Here is a 19075-nt window from a genome sequence, read left to right on the forward strand (position 1 = left end):
TAATTACAAAATAAATGTGACCGGAGTCTTGTTTTTATCTAATTGTGGTGTAAAATTACAACATAGTTAAGTCAATACATTCAGGAGAAGGTCATGGGTAACGAACTTGGTGGTGCTTATATTGGCCAGATGATTGCAAAAGACGCGATGCACAAAGCGCTTTACGGTAAAGCGAAGAAGAAAAAAGCTTCTGTTTTTGCTCGTGTTATTAAAAAACTGGCGAAATAATTTAAAAAGCCCTGATTGAAAAATCAGGGCTTTTTGCTTTTCTCTGTTTTGTTGTTAGTAAGTAGCCAACATATTGCACAACATTGGCAAACGCTACTCAAAGGCTGATGACATTTAAATCTAGAATTACGCGGATTGGCTTGGTATCTCCACAACATTGTTAGGCACTTTATCTAGCCCCTTTGCTGATAACCACTTTTCTAAATTGTCAGCGCCTCCAATATATTTTCCATCTAACCAGATTTGCGGCACTGTTACCGGTGTTTTTTCGCCAATGATGGCTTTTACTTCAGGAATCATGCGGTATAAGGCGGCGCTGTCTTTAACTACATCACGGTACTCATACTGAACACCAGCCTCGTCAAGTAATTGTTTGGCTTTGACACAGTAAGGGCAAGTTGCTTTACCATAAACAATGTTGCCTTTTAGCTCATCGCGTTTTACCCACTCAGCAATAACAGACTGTACAAGCACACCCCGATTCAATGCTTCTCCTTGGCTGATAACTTTCCCTTCGACAAGAAGAATGGGTGCATGCCAAGCCCCCGCTTTTAATGGTTCCCACCAGTGCGATAACCAATCTTTTACTTCAAGTTCAACGGGCACATCGGCTAGTTCGTTTTCAAAAGTATCCTTTAAAATATCTTTGGTTAATGTACATTCACCACAAGGAATATTGACTTTGAATGGGCCCCAACTACCAGCCCAGCGATACAGTGTAATTTTGATTGGTTGACTCATATGGGTTCCTCATTTCCTTTCCTGAAAATATAGAACTTTTAAATTAGATTTTTCTTTCAACTAACTTTGTCTTTTTCGCTTCCCAATGCGTAATAAACGCAATAGATGCAATAATAATCGCAGCACCTAACCATAAACGACCAGGTGGCACCCAACCAAACACCAACCAACCAGCAACAACATTCAAAGGCAGTTTGGCGTGATCAAATGGTTGCACAAATGAGGCGTCTGCTACTGCATATGCTTTAACGATAGCCCATTGAGCGAGTGCTGTAAGTGCACCTGCGGCTAAAAGCACACCCCATATCGTCCACGTATCTGGCATAGTAAACGTCGGTATCGCTAACAAGATATTAAATGGTGTTATCAGCAGCAATAAATAGACAACCATGGTTGAAGGCGGATCGTTTACCGACATTTTTTTTACCATTAATGAATACGCTGCCCAGAAAAATGCGGCGCCAACAGGGAGCAGGGTCGCCCATGTAAATGAGTCTGCCCAAGGCTCAAGAATGATCATGGCACCAACAAACCCCGTCAATGTCGCTAACCAGCGTGCAGTACCTACTTTCTCTTTGAGTAACAAGCCAGAACCAACTGTGGCAAATAACGGGGAGGTCATGAGAAGTGCAATACCTTGCCAAATTGGAACTGGGTAAGCGAGAGCCCATAACCAAAGTTGAATCCCGATAACAGAGAGAAAAATGCGGAATGCATGCCAGCCAAAGTGTTGGGTTCTTAAAGAACGTCTAATCCCAAGTGTACGTAGGTAGGGCAGAATAACAAATAAGGCGATTGCATATTGGAATAACGCAAATGTGGTGGAGGAGACACCAAAGTTGATGCTAGCAATTTGGGCGAAGCTGTTCACTATGGCGAATGCCAAGCCAGCTGTTAGCATCCAGGACGCACCTTGAACAGGATGATGATTCAATTGAAAAATTCCAGTTTGATAGAGGTGGCGGGATCATACGTCCTATTGTTTTTCGCGCCAATAAAAAAATGCCTCCCAGAGGGAGGCGACATTACCAATTCAAAGGACGTGCCTGTTATAACAGGTACAAAGAACGAGAAGCACAAACGCTGCCATGCATTTGCATAAATAATATTGCAGAACACGTGCCAACTTTTATGTATTTGATTTTAAATGGTTTTTTGGTTTTTCTATGTTGTCGATTAGATGAAATGCACTAACTTAGTGATCAATCGCATTAAAAGAGGGCAGAAGTAGGCGTCGTTACGCTCGTTTTTCATTGCTGAGCGATGCTTGGATAGTGTGAAAACTTATCGAGTTATGTTGGGTTACATAAAAAATGGCCAGCAAAGGTGCTGGCCAAGTGGACTCGCTCTTAGGACAAGAGTGAATTAGAAATCGTAACGTACGCCTAGGCGCAGTGTATCTTCGCCTTCTGTTACTAGACCTGTTGTTGCATCTTTTGCTTCATCAAGTTGGTTGATGTAGTAAGACAGGTAAGTACGGAAGTTGCTGTTTAGTTTGTAGTAACCAACAAGCTCGATACCTTCAACTGTGTCGTACTTTGAACCGTTGTCTGGATCATTCTCTTGAGCTGTGTATAGAGCTGCAAGTGTCACTTTGCTTGCTACTTTGTAGCTTGCGACTAGCTCGTAAGCCGTAAAGTCTTCAGAGTCAGTCAGGGAACCTTGAGAATAAGTACCTGCTAGGTAAAGGTTGTCCATCGAGTAAGCGATACCACCTAGAATTTGATCTTCAGAGTTATCTTTATCTACATCGCCACCAGAGTATGCAAGACCAAAGTCGAGGCCCATTGGTAGTGAGTACATTCCAGAGATGCCGTATTTATCTTCGTTATCGCTAGAGTTTGCTTGGTAGGTTGCTTGAAGTTGTAGTGCATCAAACGCACCACGGTATGCGAAAACGCTGTCTTGCTTATCAGACGACGAATCAATAACTTGCTGAACACCAGAGAATTCTGTGATATCCGTCATGTCAGAGATGATAACTGCAGCCATGTCTTGACGACCTACAGAGAAAGCACCGATATCAGAGTCGACGCCTGCATACATGTAGCGGTTTTTGAATTCACTCTTGCCCGTTTTTTGTTCGGCTTCGTAAACACCGAAAGCAGAAAGGCCGTTGCCGATGTCTGTTTTACCTTTTAGGTTAAGACGAGCACGGCTTTTATCTTCCATAGAACCTTCAACTTCAGCACCGTCTGAACCGATGAAGTCACCACGAAACTCAACGCGGCCGCCAACTTTTAATTCAGTACCGTCGTTTTTGTATACAGTTGCTGCGAATGATGGTGCTGATACCAATGCTGTAAGAATTGCAGTAGTTAGTGCTGCCTTTTTCATTTTCTTATTACCCTAGTTGTAATCGATGGGCTTTCTTGCCCGATGTGTTGATGACGCTAAGGTAAAGGCTGAAAATGAAAGATAGATTTCTGTTAAGTTATGATTTGATTGCACTTTTATTGCTGGCGAGAATAAGTGCCCCTTCTCATACCACTTATAAAAAGAAAGGTTTATCTTTTTTGAGGTTTTTTCCTCTCCGTTGAAGACTGTGTTTTTTTCAAAAAGTTCCTGAATTGTTTCTTGACCCTAAATGTAAGTAAACATTTCAATTTGGCAAGGAAGTTTGGCCTAAAAATAGCGAATCATCAGCTATTTGTGAGCTAACTCTCTCTAAAGCATTTCTTATTGTAAGGTTTTTATTTCTCGATTTCTTGAAGGCTAAGTAAACGATTGCTTTTTAGATTTTGTCTGAGATCTTTTCACTCGGTTGTCAGGAACTAATCAAATAAAGTGTCGGCAGTTGTTACACAAAGGTAAAACTAATCTGGTGGAAACGATGCCTCGGATAGCCTTTGTATTCCTCTCTTTGTTCATCATTTCGTTTTTACGAAAGTGAACCAAAGCCGGGTCTAAAACTGACTAACCAACTAATAAGTAATGGATTTAGAAATGAATAAAAAATTATTAGCAGCGGCAATCGCGGCAGCAACCTTCGGTACTCAAGCAGTTGCAGTGGAACTATATAATAACGATGGCACAACATTTTCGATGGGCGGCCACGTTTCTGTTAATTTAAATGGATCAGAGCAAGGTGACACGGATGTGGGTACTAACTCTCCTCGTATCAATATCTCTGCGACACAGGATTTGGGTAATGGCTTCACCGCAGACGCACGTGGTGAATGGGCGCTAAACTACTTAGACGGTGGTGAAGAGTCGTTTAAAACTCGTCTAGGTTACTTAGGTATAACGCATGAGGTTTATGGTCGTGCAGTAGGTGGTACGCAATGGTCACCTTACTACGATGTCGCAGGTATTGCAGATATGCCAATCGCGTTTGCCAACGACTTCATCTATGACGATCATGGAAACCTTGGCACTGGCCGTGCGGATAAAATGCTTTCTTACCGTAATGCCATCGAGCTGGGTGAAGCGGGTGTGATCAACTTTGGTCTTGGTTGGCAGGGTGCAAACGATGATTACACGCGCAACGATGCTGGAGTTATAACTGGCGGTGCTAAATACGATGACCGTGTGCAAGCTGCGCTTTCTTACTCAATCATGGGCGCTAAAATCGGTTACTCTTACAATGGCGGTGATTTCCAGCACCCTGCATATGCAGGTAAGCACACGGCGGAATCACACGTTGTATCAGCATCTTACGGTGCGTACGGCCAAGGCCTATTCCTTGCTGCGGTTTATGGTTCAAACGAAAACATGAACTTCAGTGCAAAAGGCGACCGTTTAGAAGAAAGTGATGCGTACGAAGCGATCATCGCATACGCTCTAGCAAACAGCCTAAACTTGAGTGTTAACTATGAGATGGTGGAAGGTAAAGAGTTTAAGAGCTCTAAAACAGAAACTGCTCGTGAAGAAATGGCACTACAAGCAGAATACAACTTCACGCCTAAATTTGTTGGTTACGCGGGTTACCAGTTTGACCTAAATGACGACAATGGTCGTGAAACTGATGACAAATGGGCGTTAGGTGCTCGTTACTACCTATAATAGGGTTTAGCGAGAACTATTATTCAAGCTCATTGATCTAAAGCCAGCCTCGTGCTGGCTTTTTTGTCTATTTGTTTTACAAATACTTTGCTGTTTCAATTAGATGATACAAAACTCAAAACGGGGTGAATGTCTTATTTTTTACACTAGAGGTTGCTATTTAGTGTCGTTAAGTCAATAGGTTAGATTATGATGGGATTTTTGTTTTGCAGGGAAGAATGATGAGTGTTATTCAAGTTGAAGAAAAGAAAGTAGAAGTGGGTAAAGTGCTTTGTGTTGGACGAAATTACGTTGAACATATTCATGAGCTTAATAATGCAATGCCTGAGCAAATGGTGGTATTTAATAAACCCGCAACTTCCGTATCAACAACTCTGCGTTCATTCCATCAAGAGCCCCTTCATTATGAGGCTGAAATCTGCTTTTTGATCAAGGATGGACGTTATTCAGCGGTTGGTTTGGGATTGGATCTGACCAAGCGTGGTTTGCAATCCTCGCTTAAAAATCAGGGGTTGCCGTGGGAGCGTGCTAAGGCATTTGATGGCTCTGCTGTGTTTAGTCGGTTTGTCTCTTTGGATAACATTGATATCAACGATCTTAACCTTGAGCTCTTAATTAACTGTGTTCGTGTACAAAAAGGTCACGTTAACCAAATGCTCTACCCGCCGCTAACTATCCTGGATGAATTAACCAGTTACACAACACTTCAAGATGGCGATGTAGTGATGACTGGTACACCAAAGGGCGTTGGTGAGGTACATGAAGGTGACATCTTCCTTGGTCGATTAAAGTGTGGCGATGTCACCTTGTTGGAGATTGAGTGGTTGGCGGATTAAAGCCAAATTCGTAGAACGAGAAATACCACCATACTGATAACCGTCGTTAAAAGAACATTTTTAGTAAAATACGCGATTAAAGCAGCCAGTACGGCAGCCAGTAAAAATGGGTTTTGCACATTGACGCTGAGCTCCCCATCGGGAATGAAAACGATAGGTGCCCAGATCGCAGTCAGTACTGCTGGGCTAGCGTAATTGAGTACTTTTTGAGTGCGCGTCCCTAATCGCAATGGTAGCTTGGGTTCTAAAAACAAGTAGCGGCTGGTGAAAACAAGTACCGTCATCAGTAAAATAGCCAACATGATCATTAGCGTTTCTCCTTTACTTGTTCCACAAAGTAACCAGTAAGCATGGCTAAAATGCTTGAAATCATCAAACTTCCCTCAATTTGATAATAGGTTAGGGCAACCGAGCTCACCAAAGCCACAAGAACACTCGCGAGCACCGCTGCATTTTTAATAGTCGGAACTACAATTGCGATAAAAGTTGCGGCCACAGCAAATTCCAAACCCATTTCGTTCAGTTCAGGGATTAGACTTCCCGCAATAATGCCCGTCAATGTCGCGACATTCCAAAACAGGTAAAAACTCAGACCAGCCCCAAGTGCATACCAGCGATTAAATTGTTTATCGGAATGATGGCCTACAATCGCAAACAGCTCGTCAGTAAGTAAGAAGCCGAGTGATAATCGCCATTTTAGAGGGAGCGGTGAAATTTTACTGCGCATCGATACACTGTAGAGGAAGTGTCGAGAGGTGATAAAAAACGTTGTCAGTAACATGGTCACTAGACCTGCTCCCGTTTTAATCATTCCCATCGCGACGAGCTGTGCAGAACCTGCGAACAAAATGGCGGATAGTGCTTGTCCTTCCAAAGGGTGAAGCCCAGTATCAATTGCGAATGAGCCTGCGAGTAAGCCCCAAGGGAGCACTGCGATACTCAGAGGCATCATCGCAAGTGTACCTTGCCAAAATAGCGTGGCTTTTGATTCTTTTTTTAACGGCAAAGTGTGGTCCATAGTTTCTTCTTATTTATTCCTAAATCAGATTACCAAGATAGCTCGGTAGTCGCATAACGCCTTGTACAATATTGCTGCTTTAGCTGTGACGGACGTATTGGCCGGGAGTGACGCCCATGGCTTTTTTAAAGTGTCGATGCAGATGGCTCTGATCATGGAAGCCGCATTCTTGTGCCACGTCTGAAATTTTTTGTCCCATTTTTAGTAGCTTCTTCGCCATACGTAAACGTTGCTGAATTTGATAGGCATGAGGCGGAAAGCCAAATTGCTTTTGAAATTCTCTCAGCAGATGAAAAGGGCTTAACCCAGCCAGTTTTGCTAGCTCTTCTAGTGAGACGTCCGTTTGTGGAAAGTCTTCCAAAAATTCTCTGACGAGCTGCACTTGTCGCTGAGCTCTGGTTGATTCTTTCAGTGGTGCCCGATGAGTGCTGTGTTTACTGGCTAGCTTGATCAACGTGCCGTAAACCAAAGTTTCTCTCAATAAACGGTTGTCTGATTTTTCTAGTGTTTCAAATACCAATCGTAACTGACTAGCCAGCTCAGGATCGTAAACCACAGGTTGAGGGAAATAGGGCAGAGCTACATTTGGTGAACCAAGCTCTTGTCCTAAAGTTTGAAACTGCTGAGGCACGGGGTACATTGCTTTGTATTCCCAGCCGCCTTCCGAGGCTGAATGCCCGTTGTGTACTTCATCTGCATTAACAAGGATGATGCTGTCCTGTGGCGCGATATGATTCCCGCCCGTCCTAAAAAATTGTTGTGCCCCTTTTTCGATGACACCAATAGTGTAACCTTCGTGGCTATGGCGTGAAAAATTCTGCTTCTTATACTTTGCATCGAGAAGTTCTAAACCGCCGAGCTCTTGAGCTATCTTGAAGGTAGCGATTTCCTTATTCTTTTCTTTCATCTTTATCCGGTCTGCTCAAGAAAATCATTTTAGAAGTGTAACGGATCCATCGTGCTTATTTTTGTACAAAATTGCTATTCGATTTTGATAAACAGGCGAATTGATTGCTATTTTTCAGCTGGGCAAACTATGATTTTTATTTTTTGATTTATCTTGGCTATTTTGGGCTGGATGATGTCATTTTGTTGGTATAACATTCGCCGCCTTGTTGTAGAAAAGCGGTTCCATCATGATTGATTTATCTGTACTTCCTGTTTATCTCACCGCAGTTGTGGCTTTGTTGCTGTTACCAGGGCCCGATATGTTGCTGATAGCGAGCTCTAGTATGAGTTACGGTAAGAAGGTCGGTTTTTTTGCTAGCTTAGGCAATGCGACGTCTGGTGTTATTCTTACTTTGCTTGCTGCAATGGGCGTATCTACCCTGATTGCCATGAGCCCAATAGCCCTTAAAGTCCTTCATCTATTAGGTGGCGCTTACTTGCTAAAAATGGGTTGGGACTGCTTACGAGCTGAGGCATCTTCGGCTCCAGAGCTTGATGGTCAAAACAAAATGGCATCAACTTATTATCAGCGTGCTTTGATGAGTAATTTGCTTAACCCTAAAGCCTTGGTCTTTTTTGTAATGTTTTTGCCGCAGTTTGTCTCAAGCAATATCACGGCATCTTCCGGTGAGCAGATGCTAGCGCTAGGGTTATTGTTGAACGTTCTTGGCTTGTCATTCAATTTATTACTTGTTGGGTTAGCAGGCACATTGGGCAAAGGGCTGCTCGAGAACGAAAAATTCCGCACGTATCAGCATAAACTAATGGGGTTAGTGTTTGTTATTCTGGCGTTGTGGATGCTGAGTAGTTTCGCCTTGTAAAGTTATCATATTCCATCAGAAAGCCAGCAATTGCTGGCTTTTTGTTTTAGGATATTGGTGTTTCCTAAGGAGAGGGTATATGAAGCTTGAATTTTGTTTAAATCCAGATCAAACAGACCTTGATTTTGTTCGTGAAGGTATTCGATCTTATAACCGACTGCATTTACCAGAAGGGGAAGTGCATGCTGTAGGCTGTTTCGCAAAAGATGAGAATGGCAAGATCATGGGTGGCTTGACTGGCGAAATGTTTAAAAATACGGTGTTTGTTGAGTTTTTGTGGGTAGACGCTGAAAATCGAACCTCTGGTCTCGGTAGCCAATTAATGTCGATGCTAGAACAAAAAGTAAAGCCTCATGGGGTTACCCATGTTTATTTGGATACCTACAGCTTTCAAGCTCTTGAGTTCTATATCAAATTAGGTTTTGAGAAAGTGGGGCAGTACTCAGGCTATCCTGCAGAGGGCATCCACAAGTACTTTCTACAAAAGGAAATTGTAGGCTAGGGAAAGCACGGGTTAGCTTGACTTGTTCTAGTTAAAATCAAAAAAAGAGGCGCGAATTTGCGCCTCTTGTTGTATAAAATATCTATGTTTCTCTTTGACTTACAAACTTTGCTGGTGCGCGTCGATAAGTTCGTTCATCTTCGCTTCTGCTGCTTGCTGTGCTTGTTCATAGCTCATATCCGCAGGGAAGAGGTTGATGACTTCGTAGTAACATTTTAGTTTTGGCTCAGTACCAGAAGGACGAACAATCACGCGTGATTGATCTTCTAGGTGATAAATCAATACGTCACTTGCTGGTAAGTCAATGGATTCTTCAGAGCCGTCGTCAAACATGCGAACCGATGTTTTTAGATCTTCGGTTACTGCAACTTTTTTACCAGCAATCTCTGTTGGTGGATTTGCTCGGAGTTTGTCGCCGATTGGTGGAGAGTTCGGGTCGAGAGCAATGCTGCGTTGCGCGTTGAAGTAGAAACCGTGCTCGCGGTACAGCTCTTCCAGTTTATCCCACAGTGTTTTGCCTTGCGCTTTAAGCTTGCCTGTTAGCTGTGAAAACGCGACGATTGCAGATAAACCATCTTTATCCCACACCTTGTTACCCACGGTATAACCGAGCGCTTCCTCATAAGCAAACAAGAATGGGTTGGTTTCTGTCTCTTGTTCCATGGCAACGTTAGTAAGCCATTTAAAGCCAGTTAATGTTTGATAGTATTGTGCGCCATGCGCCTTAGCGATGCTGCTCAGCATTCTTGAGGATACGATGGTGTTGCCAACCAAAGCGTTAGGTTGCTGTTCCAACAAGTAATCGCCAAACAGTGAGCCCACCTGATCACCCGTTAGCATTTGATACTCGCCATCTGGGCGTTTAACTGCCACGGCAAAACGGTCCGCATCTGGATCGTTAGCGCAAGCGATATCGGCATCTACGGACTTACCTAACGCCATCACCATATCCATTGCACCGGCTTCTTCAGGGTTTGGGAAGTTGACGGTTGGGAAGCTTCCATCAGGTTCGCGCTGTTCCTTAACACTTGCCACTTTTTGGAAGCCTGCGTCGGCAAGTAGCGTTTCCGCCATATTCGCGCCAACGCCATGCATCGCAGTGTAAGCGATAGAAATATCGGTGTTGTTGTCAGGAGTAAGCAGCGCGTTTTCATTCATTGTCTTACGGTAAGTTTGGTAGTAGTCGTCTTCCAACCAAACTAACAAACCGTGCTGTTTTGCATCATCGAGAGACATTAAAGGTAATGGCTTCGTTGTTGCGTCATCAATTTTCGCTGCGATTCCAGAGTCGTGTGGAGGAATAATCTGTGCGCCATTCTCCCAATATACTTTAAAGCCATTGTATTCTGGTGGATTGTGACTGGCAGTAACAACAACAGCGGCCGCTGCATTCAATGTACGGACACCAAACGCGACAATTGGGGTTGCTGCAACGTCATACGTTAGGTAAACCTTGATACCAAGGGCCGTCAGTACGGAGGCGGTATCATGCGCGAATTGTTTTGAATCGGGACGACCGTCGTAGCCAATAACGACACCACGACTCGCGGCATCTTTGACTTGCTCAAGCAAATAGTTCCCTAAACCAGTGGCGGTCTCTTGAATCACCAAGCGGTTCATTCGGTTTGGACCTGCGCCCACTTTTCCACGTAAGCCTGCAGTACCAAAGGCAAGGCGTGAGCCAAAGCGATCAGTAAGTTCTTGTTCATTGTTCGTATCGACGAGGTGTTGTAGCTCTTCACGAGTCTTAGGATCAGGGTCTCGTTCTAGCCATTGAGTAATTAGTGCTGTCATATCAGTCATTCCTTAGTAGGTGGAGCCTACTTTCTTGGACACTTCGTTTGGTAAGTATCTCAATGTTTTCTTTTAAATCAATGTAAATGGTTCTCAATTACATTTCAAAGAGGGCAATCGATAAACCGAATTAATTTTTCTTATCCGAACAAAATTTAATCATATTTAATTTCTTGAAGAACCTTGGAACTATAACTAGCCTTTTAACATAAATATAACAAACCGTGTCGAAATCGTAGTTTTTGTGATTTTTCGTAAAGTTGTTCGATATTTGCATCGGGACGCAAGGAAGCTCGCGTAGGCGTAGCGGCTGAGCAGAGGAGAGATCTTTTGAAAAGATTAACGACTACTCTAGCCTTATCACTGAATGTGATTTTAATCACATTTTCCTCTTTTGGTTGGTCAAAGGAAAATGACTACAACATGACAAAAGGGGTCACAGAGATAAGTGGGCAAGTGTATGAATTACATATGCTGATTTTCTATATCTGCTGTGTAATTGCTTTGATTGTTTTTGGTGTGATGTTCTATTCCATCTTCCGTCATCGCAAGTCAAAAGGAGCAGTTGCCGCACATTTCCATGAAAGTACAAAAGTGGAAATTATTTGGACGGTCATACCCATCATCATTCTTGTCGCTATGGCTATTCCCGCAACAAAAACTCTAGTAGCAATGGAAGATACAAGCCAATCGGATATCACGGTCAAGATCACAGGCTCGCAATGGAAATGGCATTACAGCTATTTTGGCGAAGATGTTGAGTTTTTTAGTTTGCTTGCCACCAGCCAAAAACAAATTGATGGAATCGAAGCTAAAGGCGCACATTACTTACTGGAAGTAGACAACCCTTTGGTGTTGCCTGTGAATCGCAAAGTGCGTTTTTTGATGACTTCTGATGATGTCATTCACTCTTGGTGGGTACCGGACTTTGCCGTCAAGAAAGACACCATTCCAGGTTTTATTAATGAAGCATGGACAAGAATTGATGAGCCAGGCGTATATCGCGGCCAATGTGCGGAGCTATGTGGTCGTGCACACGGATTTATGCCAGTGGTGGTGCATGCGATGGAAGAAGAAAAGTTCGATGAATGGCTAGCGAGTAAGAAGCAAGAACTCGCACTTCAAAAAGCGGCGGCACAAGAAGCGCTCTCTCAAGACTTATCTATGGGCGAATTGATGTCGCAAGGCGAATCGATATACACGGCGCGTTGCGCTGTGTGTCATCAGGCAAATGGTGAGGGGATTCCGGGTGCATTTCCCGCGATTAAAGGCAGTCCTATTGCAACCGGAGATGTTACAGAGCACATAGATATTATTGTCAACGGTCGCCCTGGCACCGCAATGCAGGCTTTTTCTAATCAGTTAAGTGACAAAGAAATTGGCGCGGTTATCACATATCAACGAAATGCATGGGGCAACGATACTGGCGATACAGTGCAAGCATCCGATGTGAATGCCTTTAAGGCACAAGGCAGTGCTAAGGAGGAAATATGAGTAAGCCAATAGATAAGGCAGTGAAGTCTGCGCCAGCAGAAGCCAGTGCGAACAGTACGATTGCGATTGATGATGGTCACGAGCATCATGCACCCCAGGGCATCACTCGTTGGTTGTATTCTACAAGCCATAAAGACATAGGCACCCTCTACCTTTGGTTTAGCTTTGCGATGTTTCTAACAGGTGGTGCGATGGCTATGATCATTCGTGCCGAACTGTTCCAGCCAGGGCTACAGCTAGTCGATCCGCAGTTTTTTAATCAAATGACCACGGTACACGGTTTAGTAATGGTATTTGGTGCGGTGATGCCAGCATTTACGGGTCTTGCTAACTGGATGATCCCGATGATGATCGGCGCTCCAGATATGGCGCTGCCGCGTATGAACAACTTGAGCTTTTGGATCTTACCTTTTGCATTTCTTATTTTGTTGAGCTCGTTGTTTTTACCTGGTGGCGGTCCTGATTTTGGTTGGACGTTTTATGCTCCGCTGTCCACGACTTATGGCCCAGATAGCACTGCGCTGTTTGTATTCTCTGTGCATATCATGGGTATCAGCTCCATTATGGGCGCGATCAACGTTATCGTGACGATCGTAAATATGCGAGCTCCGGGAATGACTTGGTTCAAGTTACCAATGTTTGTTTGGACTTGGTTAATTACCGCTTTCTTGCTAATCGCGGTTATGCCGGTATTAGCGGGTGCGGTGACCATGGTTCTTACTGACAAATATTTCGGGACTAGCTTCTTTGACGCAGCTGGTGGTGGTGACCCGGTAATGTTCCAACACATCTTTTGGTTCTTTGGTCACCCAGAAGTGTACATCATGATTTTACCGTCGTTTGGAATCATCTCCGCCATTCTGCCTGCTTTCAGTGGTAAGAAGCTGTTTGGTTATCATTCGATGGTTTACGCGACGTGCAGCATTGCATTGTTATCTTTCCTTGTGTGGGCGCACCACATGTTTACCACGGGGATGCCAGTTTTTGCTGAGCTCTTCTTTATGTATTGCACTATGCTGATTGCGGTACCAACGGGAGTTAAAGTCTTTAACTGGGTTGCCACCATGTGGCGTGGAGCTCTGACATTTGAAACGCCAATGTTGTTTGCCATTGCCTTTATTGTGCTTTTTACTATTGGCGGCTTCTCGGGACTGATGTTGGCGATTGTGCCGGCGGATTTCCAATATCATGACACTTACTTCGTGGTTGCCCATTTCCATTATGTGTTGGTATCTGGTGCGGTATTCTCGATCATGGCAGCGGCATACTACTGGCTACCTAAGTGGACGGGCAATATGTACGACCACAAGCTGAGTTTATGGCATTTCTGGTGCTCAATTATTTCCGTCAATGTCCTGTTTTTCCCAATGCACTTCCTAGGCTTAGCGGGCATGCCAAGACGCATACCGGATTACGCCATTCAGTTTGCTGATGTTAATCAAATAGTATCAATTGGTGGGTTTGCATTCGGGTTGTCACAACTGATCTTCTTATGGTTGGTGATCAAGTGTATTCGTGGCGGGGAAAAGGCCTCTGCAAAACCGTGGGAACGTGCGGAAGGCTTAGAGTGGACAGTGCCAAGCCCTGCGCCGCATCATACGTTTACTACACCGCCTAAGATTGACTAGCAAAGAGTGGGGTGAGTGACATGAAACCGAATCCATCAAACAAGAAGCTCACAGTGAAGTTGCTTTTGGCGACCCTGTTAATGTTTGGCTTCGGCTATGCACTGGTCCCACTTTATGACGTGATGTGCGACGCACTGGGAATCAATGGAAAGACAAGTGAAGTAGCCGCCATTCAACCGACAGGTATGCAACCGGACATGAGCCGAACTGTTCGCGTGGAGTTTATGGCGCATGTCAGCCCAGATATGCCTTGGGAGTTTAGACCCAAAGTGATTTCGATGGATGTTCACCCAGGTGAAGTCGTACAAACCGAATACCTTGCATTTAATGAAAGCGGGCAGAAGTTGGTGGGGCAAGCCGTTCCTTCTGTTTCTCCCGGGACTGGAGCTGCTTACTTCAATAAGATTGAGTGTTTTTGCTTTAACCAGCAGCCTCTGGATGGTAAACAGCAAGCTCAAATGCCGTTGATTTTTTATATCGAACCGGACTTGCCGGAGTCTATACACACGTTAACGCTGTCTTACACACTCTATAAACTTCCCCCTCCTACAGGCTCTTAGCCACTCAGGGAGAGAGATACAGACCAAGGTTGGTCAGTAAGGAGAGAAATTATGAGTAACAAGCCAGGAACATATTATGTTCCCGCTCAAAGTAGCTGGCCGATCATCGGTGCATTTGCTCTGTTTTTGGTTGCTGTTGGCGCAGGCATGACCGTCCAGGGGACACAAAGTGACGGTGCAGTGGGAACCATTGGTGGCATTGTGCTAGCGGTGGGCTTCTTGTTCTTGCTTTACATGTTGGCTGGTTGGTTTAGTAATGTGATTACTGAATCACTGAGTGGAAAATACAGCTCGCAAATTACTCGTTCTTTTCGCCAAGGAATGAGCTGGTTTATCTTTTCTGAAGTGATGTTTTTTGGTGCCTTTTTTGGTGCCTTGTTTTACGCCAGAATGATTTCTGTGCCTTGGTTAGGTGGGGCAGATAATAACTTCATGACCAACGAAGTCCTGTGGCCAACCTTCGAAGCGATGTGGCCACTCACACTGACACCGGGGGGAGAAACAACACAAGCTATGCCGTGGCAGGGCATACCCCTTACCAATACTATTTTGCTGCTATTGTCGTCTATTACGCTACATATGGCGCATATAAGCCTTGAACAAGACAAAAGAACGGCACTGATTGTTTGGTTAGAGATAACCATCGTACTTGCTGGCTTTTTCCTATATTACCAAGCGGTTGAGTATATTCATGCTTATCAAGACATAGGGCTCACGTTGCAGTCCGGTATTTACGGTAACACGTTCTTCATGTTGACGGGATTCCACGGTTTACACGTTTGTCTTGGGACTATCTTCTTAATCGTGCTGCTGTTCAGAATCGCTAAAGATCACTTTTCGCCAAAGAACCATTTTGCCTTTCAAGCCGGCAGCTGGTATTGGCATTTCGTGGATGTGGTTTGGTTATGTCTGTTTGTGTTTGTTTACGTACTTTAGGCGCAGTGTGAACTCTTGGTTCGACTAATAAGGGCGAGGGTTTGGTGCTAGCCAACCCGAGCTGAGCGCAATAAGCAAAAGGACGACCACCAAAGCGGAGAACATGACTCGACGGCCTAAGTAATGACTCATGGGTTTGTCTCTTTTTTCAGGATTATCTGGGTCTTCACGAACCATTTCGATAAGCGCTTTTGCGAGGTTGAAGATAATGAAAAGCAGCAAAAGGACAAGCGTCAGTTTGAATAGAAATACGGTGGACATGGCACCTCCGGTTTCATCATTGTTGTTATCAAGACAATTATGGCTATCGAAACGGTTTTGGGTTGCAGTTGGTTTAACTGTGGTTGTGTTTTCTCTTTTGGTCAAACTGGGTTTTTGGCAGTTTGAGAGAGGGCAAGAAAAACAAGCATTGGAACAAGCCATTCTCGCGCGTGCGGATAGTGCGTACCAAGCACTAAGCGTCGTTCTTGAAGACAACGACTGGCGAGAGGAAAGTATCCTCGGGAAAAAAGTGGAAGTTAATGTTGTTCCTCAGGCGTTTCCCGTAATTTTGTTAGACAACCAAACGCATCAAGGCAGTGTGGGATATTTAGCATTTCAGATTGTATTGACGAGCGATGAGCCTAGTACCTATGCGTTATTGGAGCTTGGTTTTGTCGAGGGAAGAGCAGATCGCTCAATGTTACCAACGGTCACCAAACTCGATAATTCGATTTTCATCACAGGACGCCTGTACCGAAAATCTACTAATCCACTGAGCTCAGAGTTAATGCCGGAAGTTGGCGATGTTATTCGCGTGCAAAACCTAAACATCGCGCAATTGAATCAGCTACTGAATATTGAACTTATGCCCGCAGTCTTGCAGCCAGACAATTTAACTCGTTGGCCCTATGACTTTCCTTGGAATCCATTGCCACTCAATAGTGCCAAACATTTCGGCTATTCGATTCAATGGTTTTCGATGGCAGGTGTTTTCTTATTACTGACTTTAATTGTTTTTGTTCGTTGGCAAAAAAAGTTGCGTCACATGGAGGTGAAGCATGACATCTAAAGTAACCAAAGGACGACTAATGTTGATTGCGCTGGTTTGTACGTTCGCGCTTCCCGCTGTCATTGCAAAAGTCATTCTCACACAAGGGTGGTATCAAAGCGGAGTGACCAATAGAGGCGAGTTAGTCGAACCATACACGACGTTAGAGCAGCTTGGTCAAGAGTCACCTCTCAAAGACCATGGTTGGCAACTCGCTTATGTATTGCCTAACGAATGCACTGAACAGTGTAAACAGCAGCTTTACCTGCTTCAGCAAAGCCATGTTGCTTTAGGTAAGTATCAAGAGCGAGTAGTGCCAGTCGTTTGGCAGACTGAGCATTCAGATCCCATGGAAGTATCGATGTTAGCGATGCAAATGAATGAATTGGTTACCGCTAAAGTGAAACCTGGGCAAATGTTGATCGTTGATCCTCTTGGGCAACTGGTGATGTCTTACTCGCCGAAACCAAATGAGGACTTAGTCCTAATGAATAAAGGTATGTTGGCGGACTTACGCAAGCTCTTAAAACTGTCACGAGTCGGTTAGAGGAAGTGCATATGAAATTAATTCAGTTGGTTAGATTCAGTTTGCTCCTAACTCTCGTGGTGATCATGCTAGGGGCATATACTCGCCTTTCAGATGCAGGGTTAGGTTGCCCGGACTGGCCTGGTTGTTATGGGCACTTTTCTGTGCCGCATCAAGAAGAAGACGTCATACGTGCTAACCTGAACTTCCCCGAGCGGGCAGTAGAGCATGAGAAAGCATGGCTTGAGATGATTCATCGCTATTTTGCAGGAACGTTAGGTTTAGTCATTTTTGCGATGGCAGCGATATCAATAAGGTCTGAGCGTGTAAATTCAACCATTCCGATGTTGCTCAGCGTATTGGTGATTGGGCAGGCACTTTTGGGAATGTGGACAGTTACTCTTAAATTAATGCCCGTCATCGTGATGCTTCACTTGCTCGGTGGTTTTGTTTTATTGGCGTTACAGGCGATTTTTTACTGCCAATTAAAAGCGCAAAACAATCTCTATTTCTCTCCATCTTCTAGCTCTCTGAGAGGCTTTTCATTGTTGGTTTTCCTGGTTGTTTTGGTGCAAGTGCTCCTTGGAGGATGGACTTCGTCAAATTATGCTGCGCTGATGTGTACCACACTGCCGATTTGTGAGGGAGACTGGATGAGCCATCTCTCATGGAAAGAAGCGTTTTCTTTCTGGCAAACTGGATTCGAGAATTATGAATTTGGTGTCTTGGAGTATCCGGCAAGAATGACTATACACGTCACTCATCGTATAGGTGCTATTGTTACCGCCACCGTGGTATTGGCTTATAGTATTGGGCTTATGAGGCAAGATTCTCATCATTCACAGAGAATCGGAGGGTGGTTGTTATTCACTCTGGTGTGCCAAATTATGCTGGGTGTAAGCAACGTAGTATTTCAACTTCCTATCTATGTCGCGGTGGCGCACAACCTTGGTGCCGCTGTTATGTTGAGTCTCGTTTGTGTTAGCCAGTTTTACTTGTGGCAGGGTAAAACGGCTTGGAATTACACCGCGAAAGGAGTTCGCTATGAGTAAAGAAATCGCGCTGTCGTTAAATGGGCGAAAGCGACTAAGTTCAGTTTATTTGAAGTTAACGAAACCTAAAGTGGTGGCGTTAATGTTGGTGACGGCAGTAGTAGGGATGAGCTTAGCCCCGGTTGATGATTTCCCCTGGTTGCAGGCGGTAGTTGGCCTAACGGGGATTGGTCTGATGGCAGGGTCTGCGGCAGCGTTTAATCATCTAATTGACCGCCGAATTGATGCGAGAATGGCACGCACACACAAACGACCATTGCCATCGGGTGAGACTAAGCCATCATCGGTGATAGCCTTCGCTACAGTTTTAGGTGTCTTAGGGTTTGTACTTCTCTATGCGATGGTCAACCCGCTGACGGCATGGTTGACTTTGATGAGTTTGCTCGGCTATGCGATGGTATACACAATGTACCTCAAACGTGCTACGCCCCAAAATATCGTCATTGCAGGGATTGCCGGTGCGATGCCGCCTCTTCTCGGTTGGACTGCTGTAACAGGGCAATTACATGCGAATGCTTGGCTGCTCGTGATGATCATTTTTATCTGGACGCCACCACATTTTTGGGCTCTGGCTATTCATCGTGTCGAGGATTACCGCAAGGTAGATATTCCCATGCTGCCAGTGACACACGGCATTGAGTACACCAAAACTTCTATTCTGTTGTATACGGTGCTATTGACTTTGGTTTGTGTCCTACCGGTTTTGGTTGGTATGGTCGGCGTGGTGTATCTTTTTGCCTCGCTACTCCTCAATGCTGGCCTTATGTACCATGCATGGAAGCTAAAATATGCACCAGAGCCAAATACCGCGATGGAGACGTTTAAATTCTCTATCTATCATCTTTTGGCGTTGTTCATTGCATTGCTTTCGGATCACTATATTGGTTTTTAACCTCTCTTAAAGCAGAAAACGCCGCGTGGTTCGCGGCGTTTTTGGTTTTGATACTTTGGCTTTA

21 protein-coding genes are annotated in these 19075 nt (G+C 44.4%); 13 read left to right on the forward strand and 8 right to left on the reverse strand.

Annotation, left to right across the window (positions count from 1 at the left end; translation table 11 throughout):
- Positions 1 to 93 precede the first annotated feature (93 nt).
- Entirely contained in the window at positions 94 to 228 is a 135-nt protein-coding gene (locus tag R7E00_RS02645) for a hypothetical protein (protein WP_017635854.1), read from the forward strand.
- A gap of 126 nt (positions 229 to 354) precedes the next feature.
- Here the strand turns inward: R7E00_RS02645 and R7E00_RS02650 are convergent, their stop codons facing one another.
- The 3 genes from R7E00_RS02650 to R7E00_RS02660 form a co-directional block, all read right to left on the reverse strand.
- The gene (locus R7E00_RS02650) at positions 355 to 969 is read right to left on the reverse strand and encodes a glutaredoxin domain-containing protein (RefSeq protein WP_017635855.1); all 615 of its coding nucleotides are present in this window, start codon (positions 967 to 969) and stop codon (positions 355 to 357) included.
- A gap of 43 nt (positions 970 to 1012) precedes the next feature.
- Positions 1013 to 1870, reverse strand: a complete 858-nt coding sequence (locus R7E00_RS02655) for a DMT family transporter (RefSeq protein ID WP_005375542.1) — start codon at positions 1868 to 1870, stop codon at positions 1013 to 1015.
- Between the two features lie 464 nt (positions 1871 to 2334).
- On the reverse strand, positions 2335 to 3306 hold the full coding sequence (locus R7E00_RS02660) for a porin (protein ID WP_005375535.1): 972 nt from the start codon (positions 3304 to 3306) through the stop codon (positions 2335 to 2337).
- Between the two features lie 609 nt (positions 3307 to 3915).
- Here R7E00_RS02660 and R7E00_RS02665 point away from each other — a divergent pair.
- A complete protein-coding gene (locus R7E00_RS02665; RefSeq protein ID WP_042521502.1) occupies positions 3916 to 4974 on the forward strand; it encodes a porin in 1059 nt (352 codons plus the stop codon).
- Positions 4975 to 5195: 221 nt separating this feature from the next.
- Positions 5196 to 5810 carry a fumarylacetoacetate hydrolase family protein gene (locus tag R7E00_RS02670; RefSeq protein WP_017635857.1) on the forward strand — a complete coding sequence of 205 codons (615 nt, stop codon included), beginning with the start codon at positions 5196 to 5198 and terminating at the stop codon, positions 5808 to 5810.
- Here R7E00_RS02670 and R7E00_RS02675 read toward each other — a convergent pair.
- The 3 genes from R7E00_RS02675 to R7E00_RS02685 form a co-directional block, all read right to left on the reverse strand.
- The gene (locus R7E00_RS02675; protein ID WP_005385193.1) at positions 5807 to 6118 is read right to left on the reverse strand and encodes an AzlD domain-containing protein; all 312 of its coding nucleotides are present in this window, start codon (positions 6116 to 6118) and stop codon (positions 5807 to 5809) included. The genes R7E00_RS02670 and R7E00_RS02675 overlap by 4 nt on opposite strands.
- Entirely contained in the window at positions 6118 to 6828 is a 711-nt protein-coding gene (locus tag R7E00_RS02680) for an AzlC family ABC transporter permease (RefSeq protein WP_025768466.1), read from the reverse strand. The genes R7E00_RS02675 and R7E00_RS02680 overlap by 1 nt, the downstream gene beginning before the upstream one ends.
- A gap of 79 nt (positions 6829 to 6907) precedes the next feature.
- Entirely contained in the window at positions 6908 to 7735 is an 828-nt protein-coding gene (locus R7E00_RS02685; RefSeq protein WP_258624830.1) for an AraC family transcriptional regulator, read from the reverse strand.
- Positions 7736 to 7964: 229 nt separating this feature from the next.
- Here R7E00_RS02685 and R7E00_RS02690 point away from each other — a divergent pair, with 229 nt between their 5' ends.
- Both R7E00_RS02690 and R7E00_RS02695 read left to right on the forward strand, forming a co-directional pair.
- Positions 7965 to 8597 carry a LysE family translocator gene (locus R7E00_RS02690; protein ID WP_115386735.1) on the forward strand — a complete coding sequence of 211 codons (633 nt, stop codon included), beginning with the start codon at positions 7965 to 7967 and terminating at the stop codon, positions 8595 to 8597.
- Positions 8598 to 8676: 79 nt separating this feature from the next.
- Positions 8677 to 9099, forward strand: coding sequence for a GNAT family N-acetyltransferase (locus R7E00_RS02695; protein ID WP_115386734.1), 423 nt, complete (start codon positions 8677 to 8679; stop codon positions 9097 to 9099).
- 99 nt (positions 9100 to 9198) lie between these two features.
- Here the strand turns inward: R7E00_RS02695 and R7E00_RS02700 are convergent, their stop codons facing one another.
- Positions 9199 to 10893: a phospho-sugar mutase gene (locus tag R7E00_RS02700; protein WP_025768465.1), complete on the reverse strand. Its 1695-nt coding sequence runs from the start codon at positions 10891 to 10893 to the stop codon at positions 9199 to 9201.
- A 330-nt stretch (positions 10894 to 11223) separates the two neighbouring features.
- On the opposite strand from R7E00_RS02700, the gene coxB reads away from it, so the two are divergent.
- From coxB to R7E00_RS02720, 4 genes are read left to right on the forward strand one after another with little or no spacing between them, the layout of a single operon-like run.
- Complete coding sequence (coxB, locus tag R7E00_RS02705) at positions 11224 to 12387, forward strand: cytochrome c oxidase subunit II (RefSeq protein ID WP_136976477.1); 1164 nt, start codon at positions 11224 to 11226, stop codon at positions 12385 to 12387.
- Entirely contained in the window at positions 12384 to 14015 is a 1632-nt protein-coding gene (ctaD, locus tag R7E00_RS02710; RefSeq protein WP_005375510.1) for a cytochrome c oxidase subunit I, read from the forward strand. The genes coxB and ctaD overlap by 4 nt, the downstream gene beginning before the upstream one ends.
- A gap of 20 nt (positions 14016 to 14035) precedes the next feature.
- On the forward strand, positions 14036 to 14575 hold the full coding sequence (locus tag R7E00_RS02715; RefSeq protein ID WP_005385211.1) for a cytochrome c oxidase assembly protein: 540 nt from the start codon (positions 14036 to 14038) through the stop codon (positions 14573 to 14575).
- Between the two features lie 51 nt (positions 14576 to 14626).
- The gene (locus R7E00_RS02720; protein WP_171344122.1) at positions 14627 to 15511 is read left to right on the forward strand and encodes a cytochrome c oxidase subunit 3; all 885 of its coding nucleotides are present in this window, start codon (positions 14627 to 14629) and stop codon (positions 15509 to 15511) included.
- Between the two features lie 24 nt (positions 15512 to 15535).
- On the opposite strand, the gene R7E00_RS02725 is transcribed toward R7E00_RS02720, so the two are convergent.
- Positions 15536 to 15772 carry a DUF2909 domain-containing protein gene (locus R7E00_RS02725; RefSeq protein WP_005375504.1) on the reverse strand — a complete coding sequence of 79 codons (237 nt, stop codon included), beginning with the start codon at positions 15770 to 15772 and terminating at the stop codon, positions 15536 to 15538.
- On the opposite strand from R7E00_RS02725, the gene R7E00_RS02730 reads away from it, so the two are divergent.
- Genes R7E00_RS02730 through cyoE form a run of 4 tightly spaced genes read left to right on the forward strand, consistent with a single transcriptional unit; the run spans position 15771 to position 19011 of the window.
- A complete protein-coding gene (locus R7E00_RS02730) occupies positions 15771 to 16562 on the forward strand; it encodes an SURF1 family protein (protein WP_199267669.1) in 792 nt (263 codons plus the stop codon). The two genes, R7E00_RS02725 and R7E00_RS02730, sit on opposite strands and share 2 nt — an antisense overlap.
- Entirely contained in the window at positions 16552 to 17088 is a 537-nt protein-coding gene (locus R7E00_RS02735) for a hypothetical protein (protein ID WP_033906820.1), read from the forward strand. Before R7E00_RS02730 ends, R7E00_RS02735 begins: the two co-directional genes overlap by 11 nt.
- A gap of 11 nt (positions 17089 to 17099) precedes the next feature.
- Positions 17100 to 18119, forward strand: a complete 1020-nt coding sequence (locus tag R7E00_RS02740; RefSeq protein ID WP_033906821.1) for a COX15/CtaA family protein — start codon at positions 17100 to 17102, stop codon at positions 18117 to 18119.
- Complete coding sequence (gene cyoE, locus R7E00_RS02745; RefSeq protein WP_262605994.1) at positions 18112 to 19011, forward strand: heme o synthase; 900 nt, start codon at positions 18112 to 18114, stop codon at positions 19009 to 19011. Before R7E00_RS02740 ends, cyoE begins: the two co-directional genes overlap by 8 nt.
- The last annotated feature ends 64 nt before the right edge of the window (positions 19012 to 19075 follow it).

It is taken from the genome of Vibrio sp. Vb1755 (assembly GCF_033338635.1).
Taxonomy (GTDB): Bacteria; Pseudomonadota; Gammaproteobacteria; order Enterobacterales; family Vibrionaceae; genus Vibrio; species Vibrio alginolyticus.

Coding starts and splice junctions, on each gene's coding strand:
- R7E00_RS02645 (WP_017635854.1), top strand. CDS start 94: ATGGGTAACGAACTTGGTGGTGCTTATATTGGCCAGATGATTGCAAAA.
- R7E00_RS02650 (WP_017635855.1), bottom strand. CDS start 969: ATGAGTCAACCAATCAAAATTACACTGTATCGCTGGGCTGGTAGTTGG.
- R7E00_RS02655 (WP_005375542.1), bottom strand. CDS start 1,870: ATGCTAACAGCTGGCTTGGCATTCGCCATAGTGAACAGCTTCGCCCAA.
- R7E00_RS02660 (WP_005375535.1), bottom strand. CDS start 3,306: ATGAAAAAGGCAGCACTAACTACTGCAATTCTTACAGCATTGGTATCA.
- R7E00_RS02665 (WP_042521502.1), top strand. CDS start 3,916: ATGAATAAAAAATTATTAGCAGCGGCAATCGCGGCAGCAACCTTCGGT.
- R7E00_RS02670 (WP_017635857.1), top strand. CDS start 5,196: ATGAGTGTTATTCAAGTTGAAGAAAAGAAAGTAGAAGTGGGTAAAGTG.
- R7E00_RS02675 (WP_005385193.1), bottom strand. CDS start 6,118: ATGATCATGTTGGCTATTTTACTGATGACGGTACTTGTTTTCACCAGC.
- R7E00_RS02680 (WP_025768466.1), bottom strand. CDS start 6,828: ATGGACCACACTTTGCCGTTAAAAAAAGAATCAAAAGCCACGCTATTT.
- R7E00_RS02685 (WP_258624830.1), bottom strand. CDS start 7,735: ATGAAAGAAAAGAATAAGGAAATCGCTACCTTCAAGATAGCTCAAGAG.
- R7E00_RS02690 (WP_115386735.1), top strand. CDS start 7,965: ATGATTGATTTATCTGTACTTCCTGTTTATCTCACCGCAGTTGTGGCT.
- R7E00_RS02695 (WP_115386734.1), top strand. CDS start 8,677: ATGAAGCTTGAATTTTGTTTAAATCCAGATCAAACAGACCTTGATTTT.
- R7E00_RS02700 (WP_025768465.1), bottom strand. CDS start 10,893: ATGACAGCACTAATTACTCAATGGCTAGAACGAGACCCTGATCCTAAG.
- ctaD (WP_005375510.1), top strand. CDS start 12,384: ATGAGTAAGCCAATAGATAAGGCAGTGAAGTCTGCGCCAGCAGAAGCC.
- R7E00_RS02715 (WP_005385211.1), top strand. CDS start 14,036: ATGAAACCGAATCCATCAAACAAGAAGCTCACAGTGAAGTTGCTTTTG.
- R7E00_RS02720 (WP_171344122.1), top strand. CDS start 14,627: ATGAGTAACAAGCCAGGAACATATTATGTTCCCGCTCAAAGTAGCTGG.
- R7E00_RS02730 (WP_199267669.1), top strand. CDS start 15,771: ATGGCACCTCCGGTTTCATCATTGTTGTTATCAAGACAATTATGGCTA.
- R7E00_RS02725 (WP_005375504.1), bottom strand. CDS start 15,772: ATGTCCACCGTATTTCTATTCAAACTGACGCTTGTCCTTTTGCTGCTT.
- R7E00_RS02735 (WP_033906820.1), top strand. CDS start 16,552: ATGACATCTAAAGTAACCAAAGGACGACTAATGTTGATTGCGCTGGTT.
- R7E00_RS02740 (WP_033906821.1), top strand. CDS start 17,100: ATGAAATTAATTCAGTTGGTTAGATTCAGTTTGCTCCTAACTCTCGTG.
- cyoE (WP_262605994.1), top strand. CDS start 18,112: ATGAGTAAAGAAATCGCGCTGTCGTTAAATGGGCGAAAGCGACTAAGT.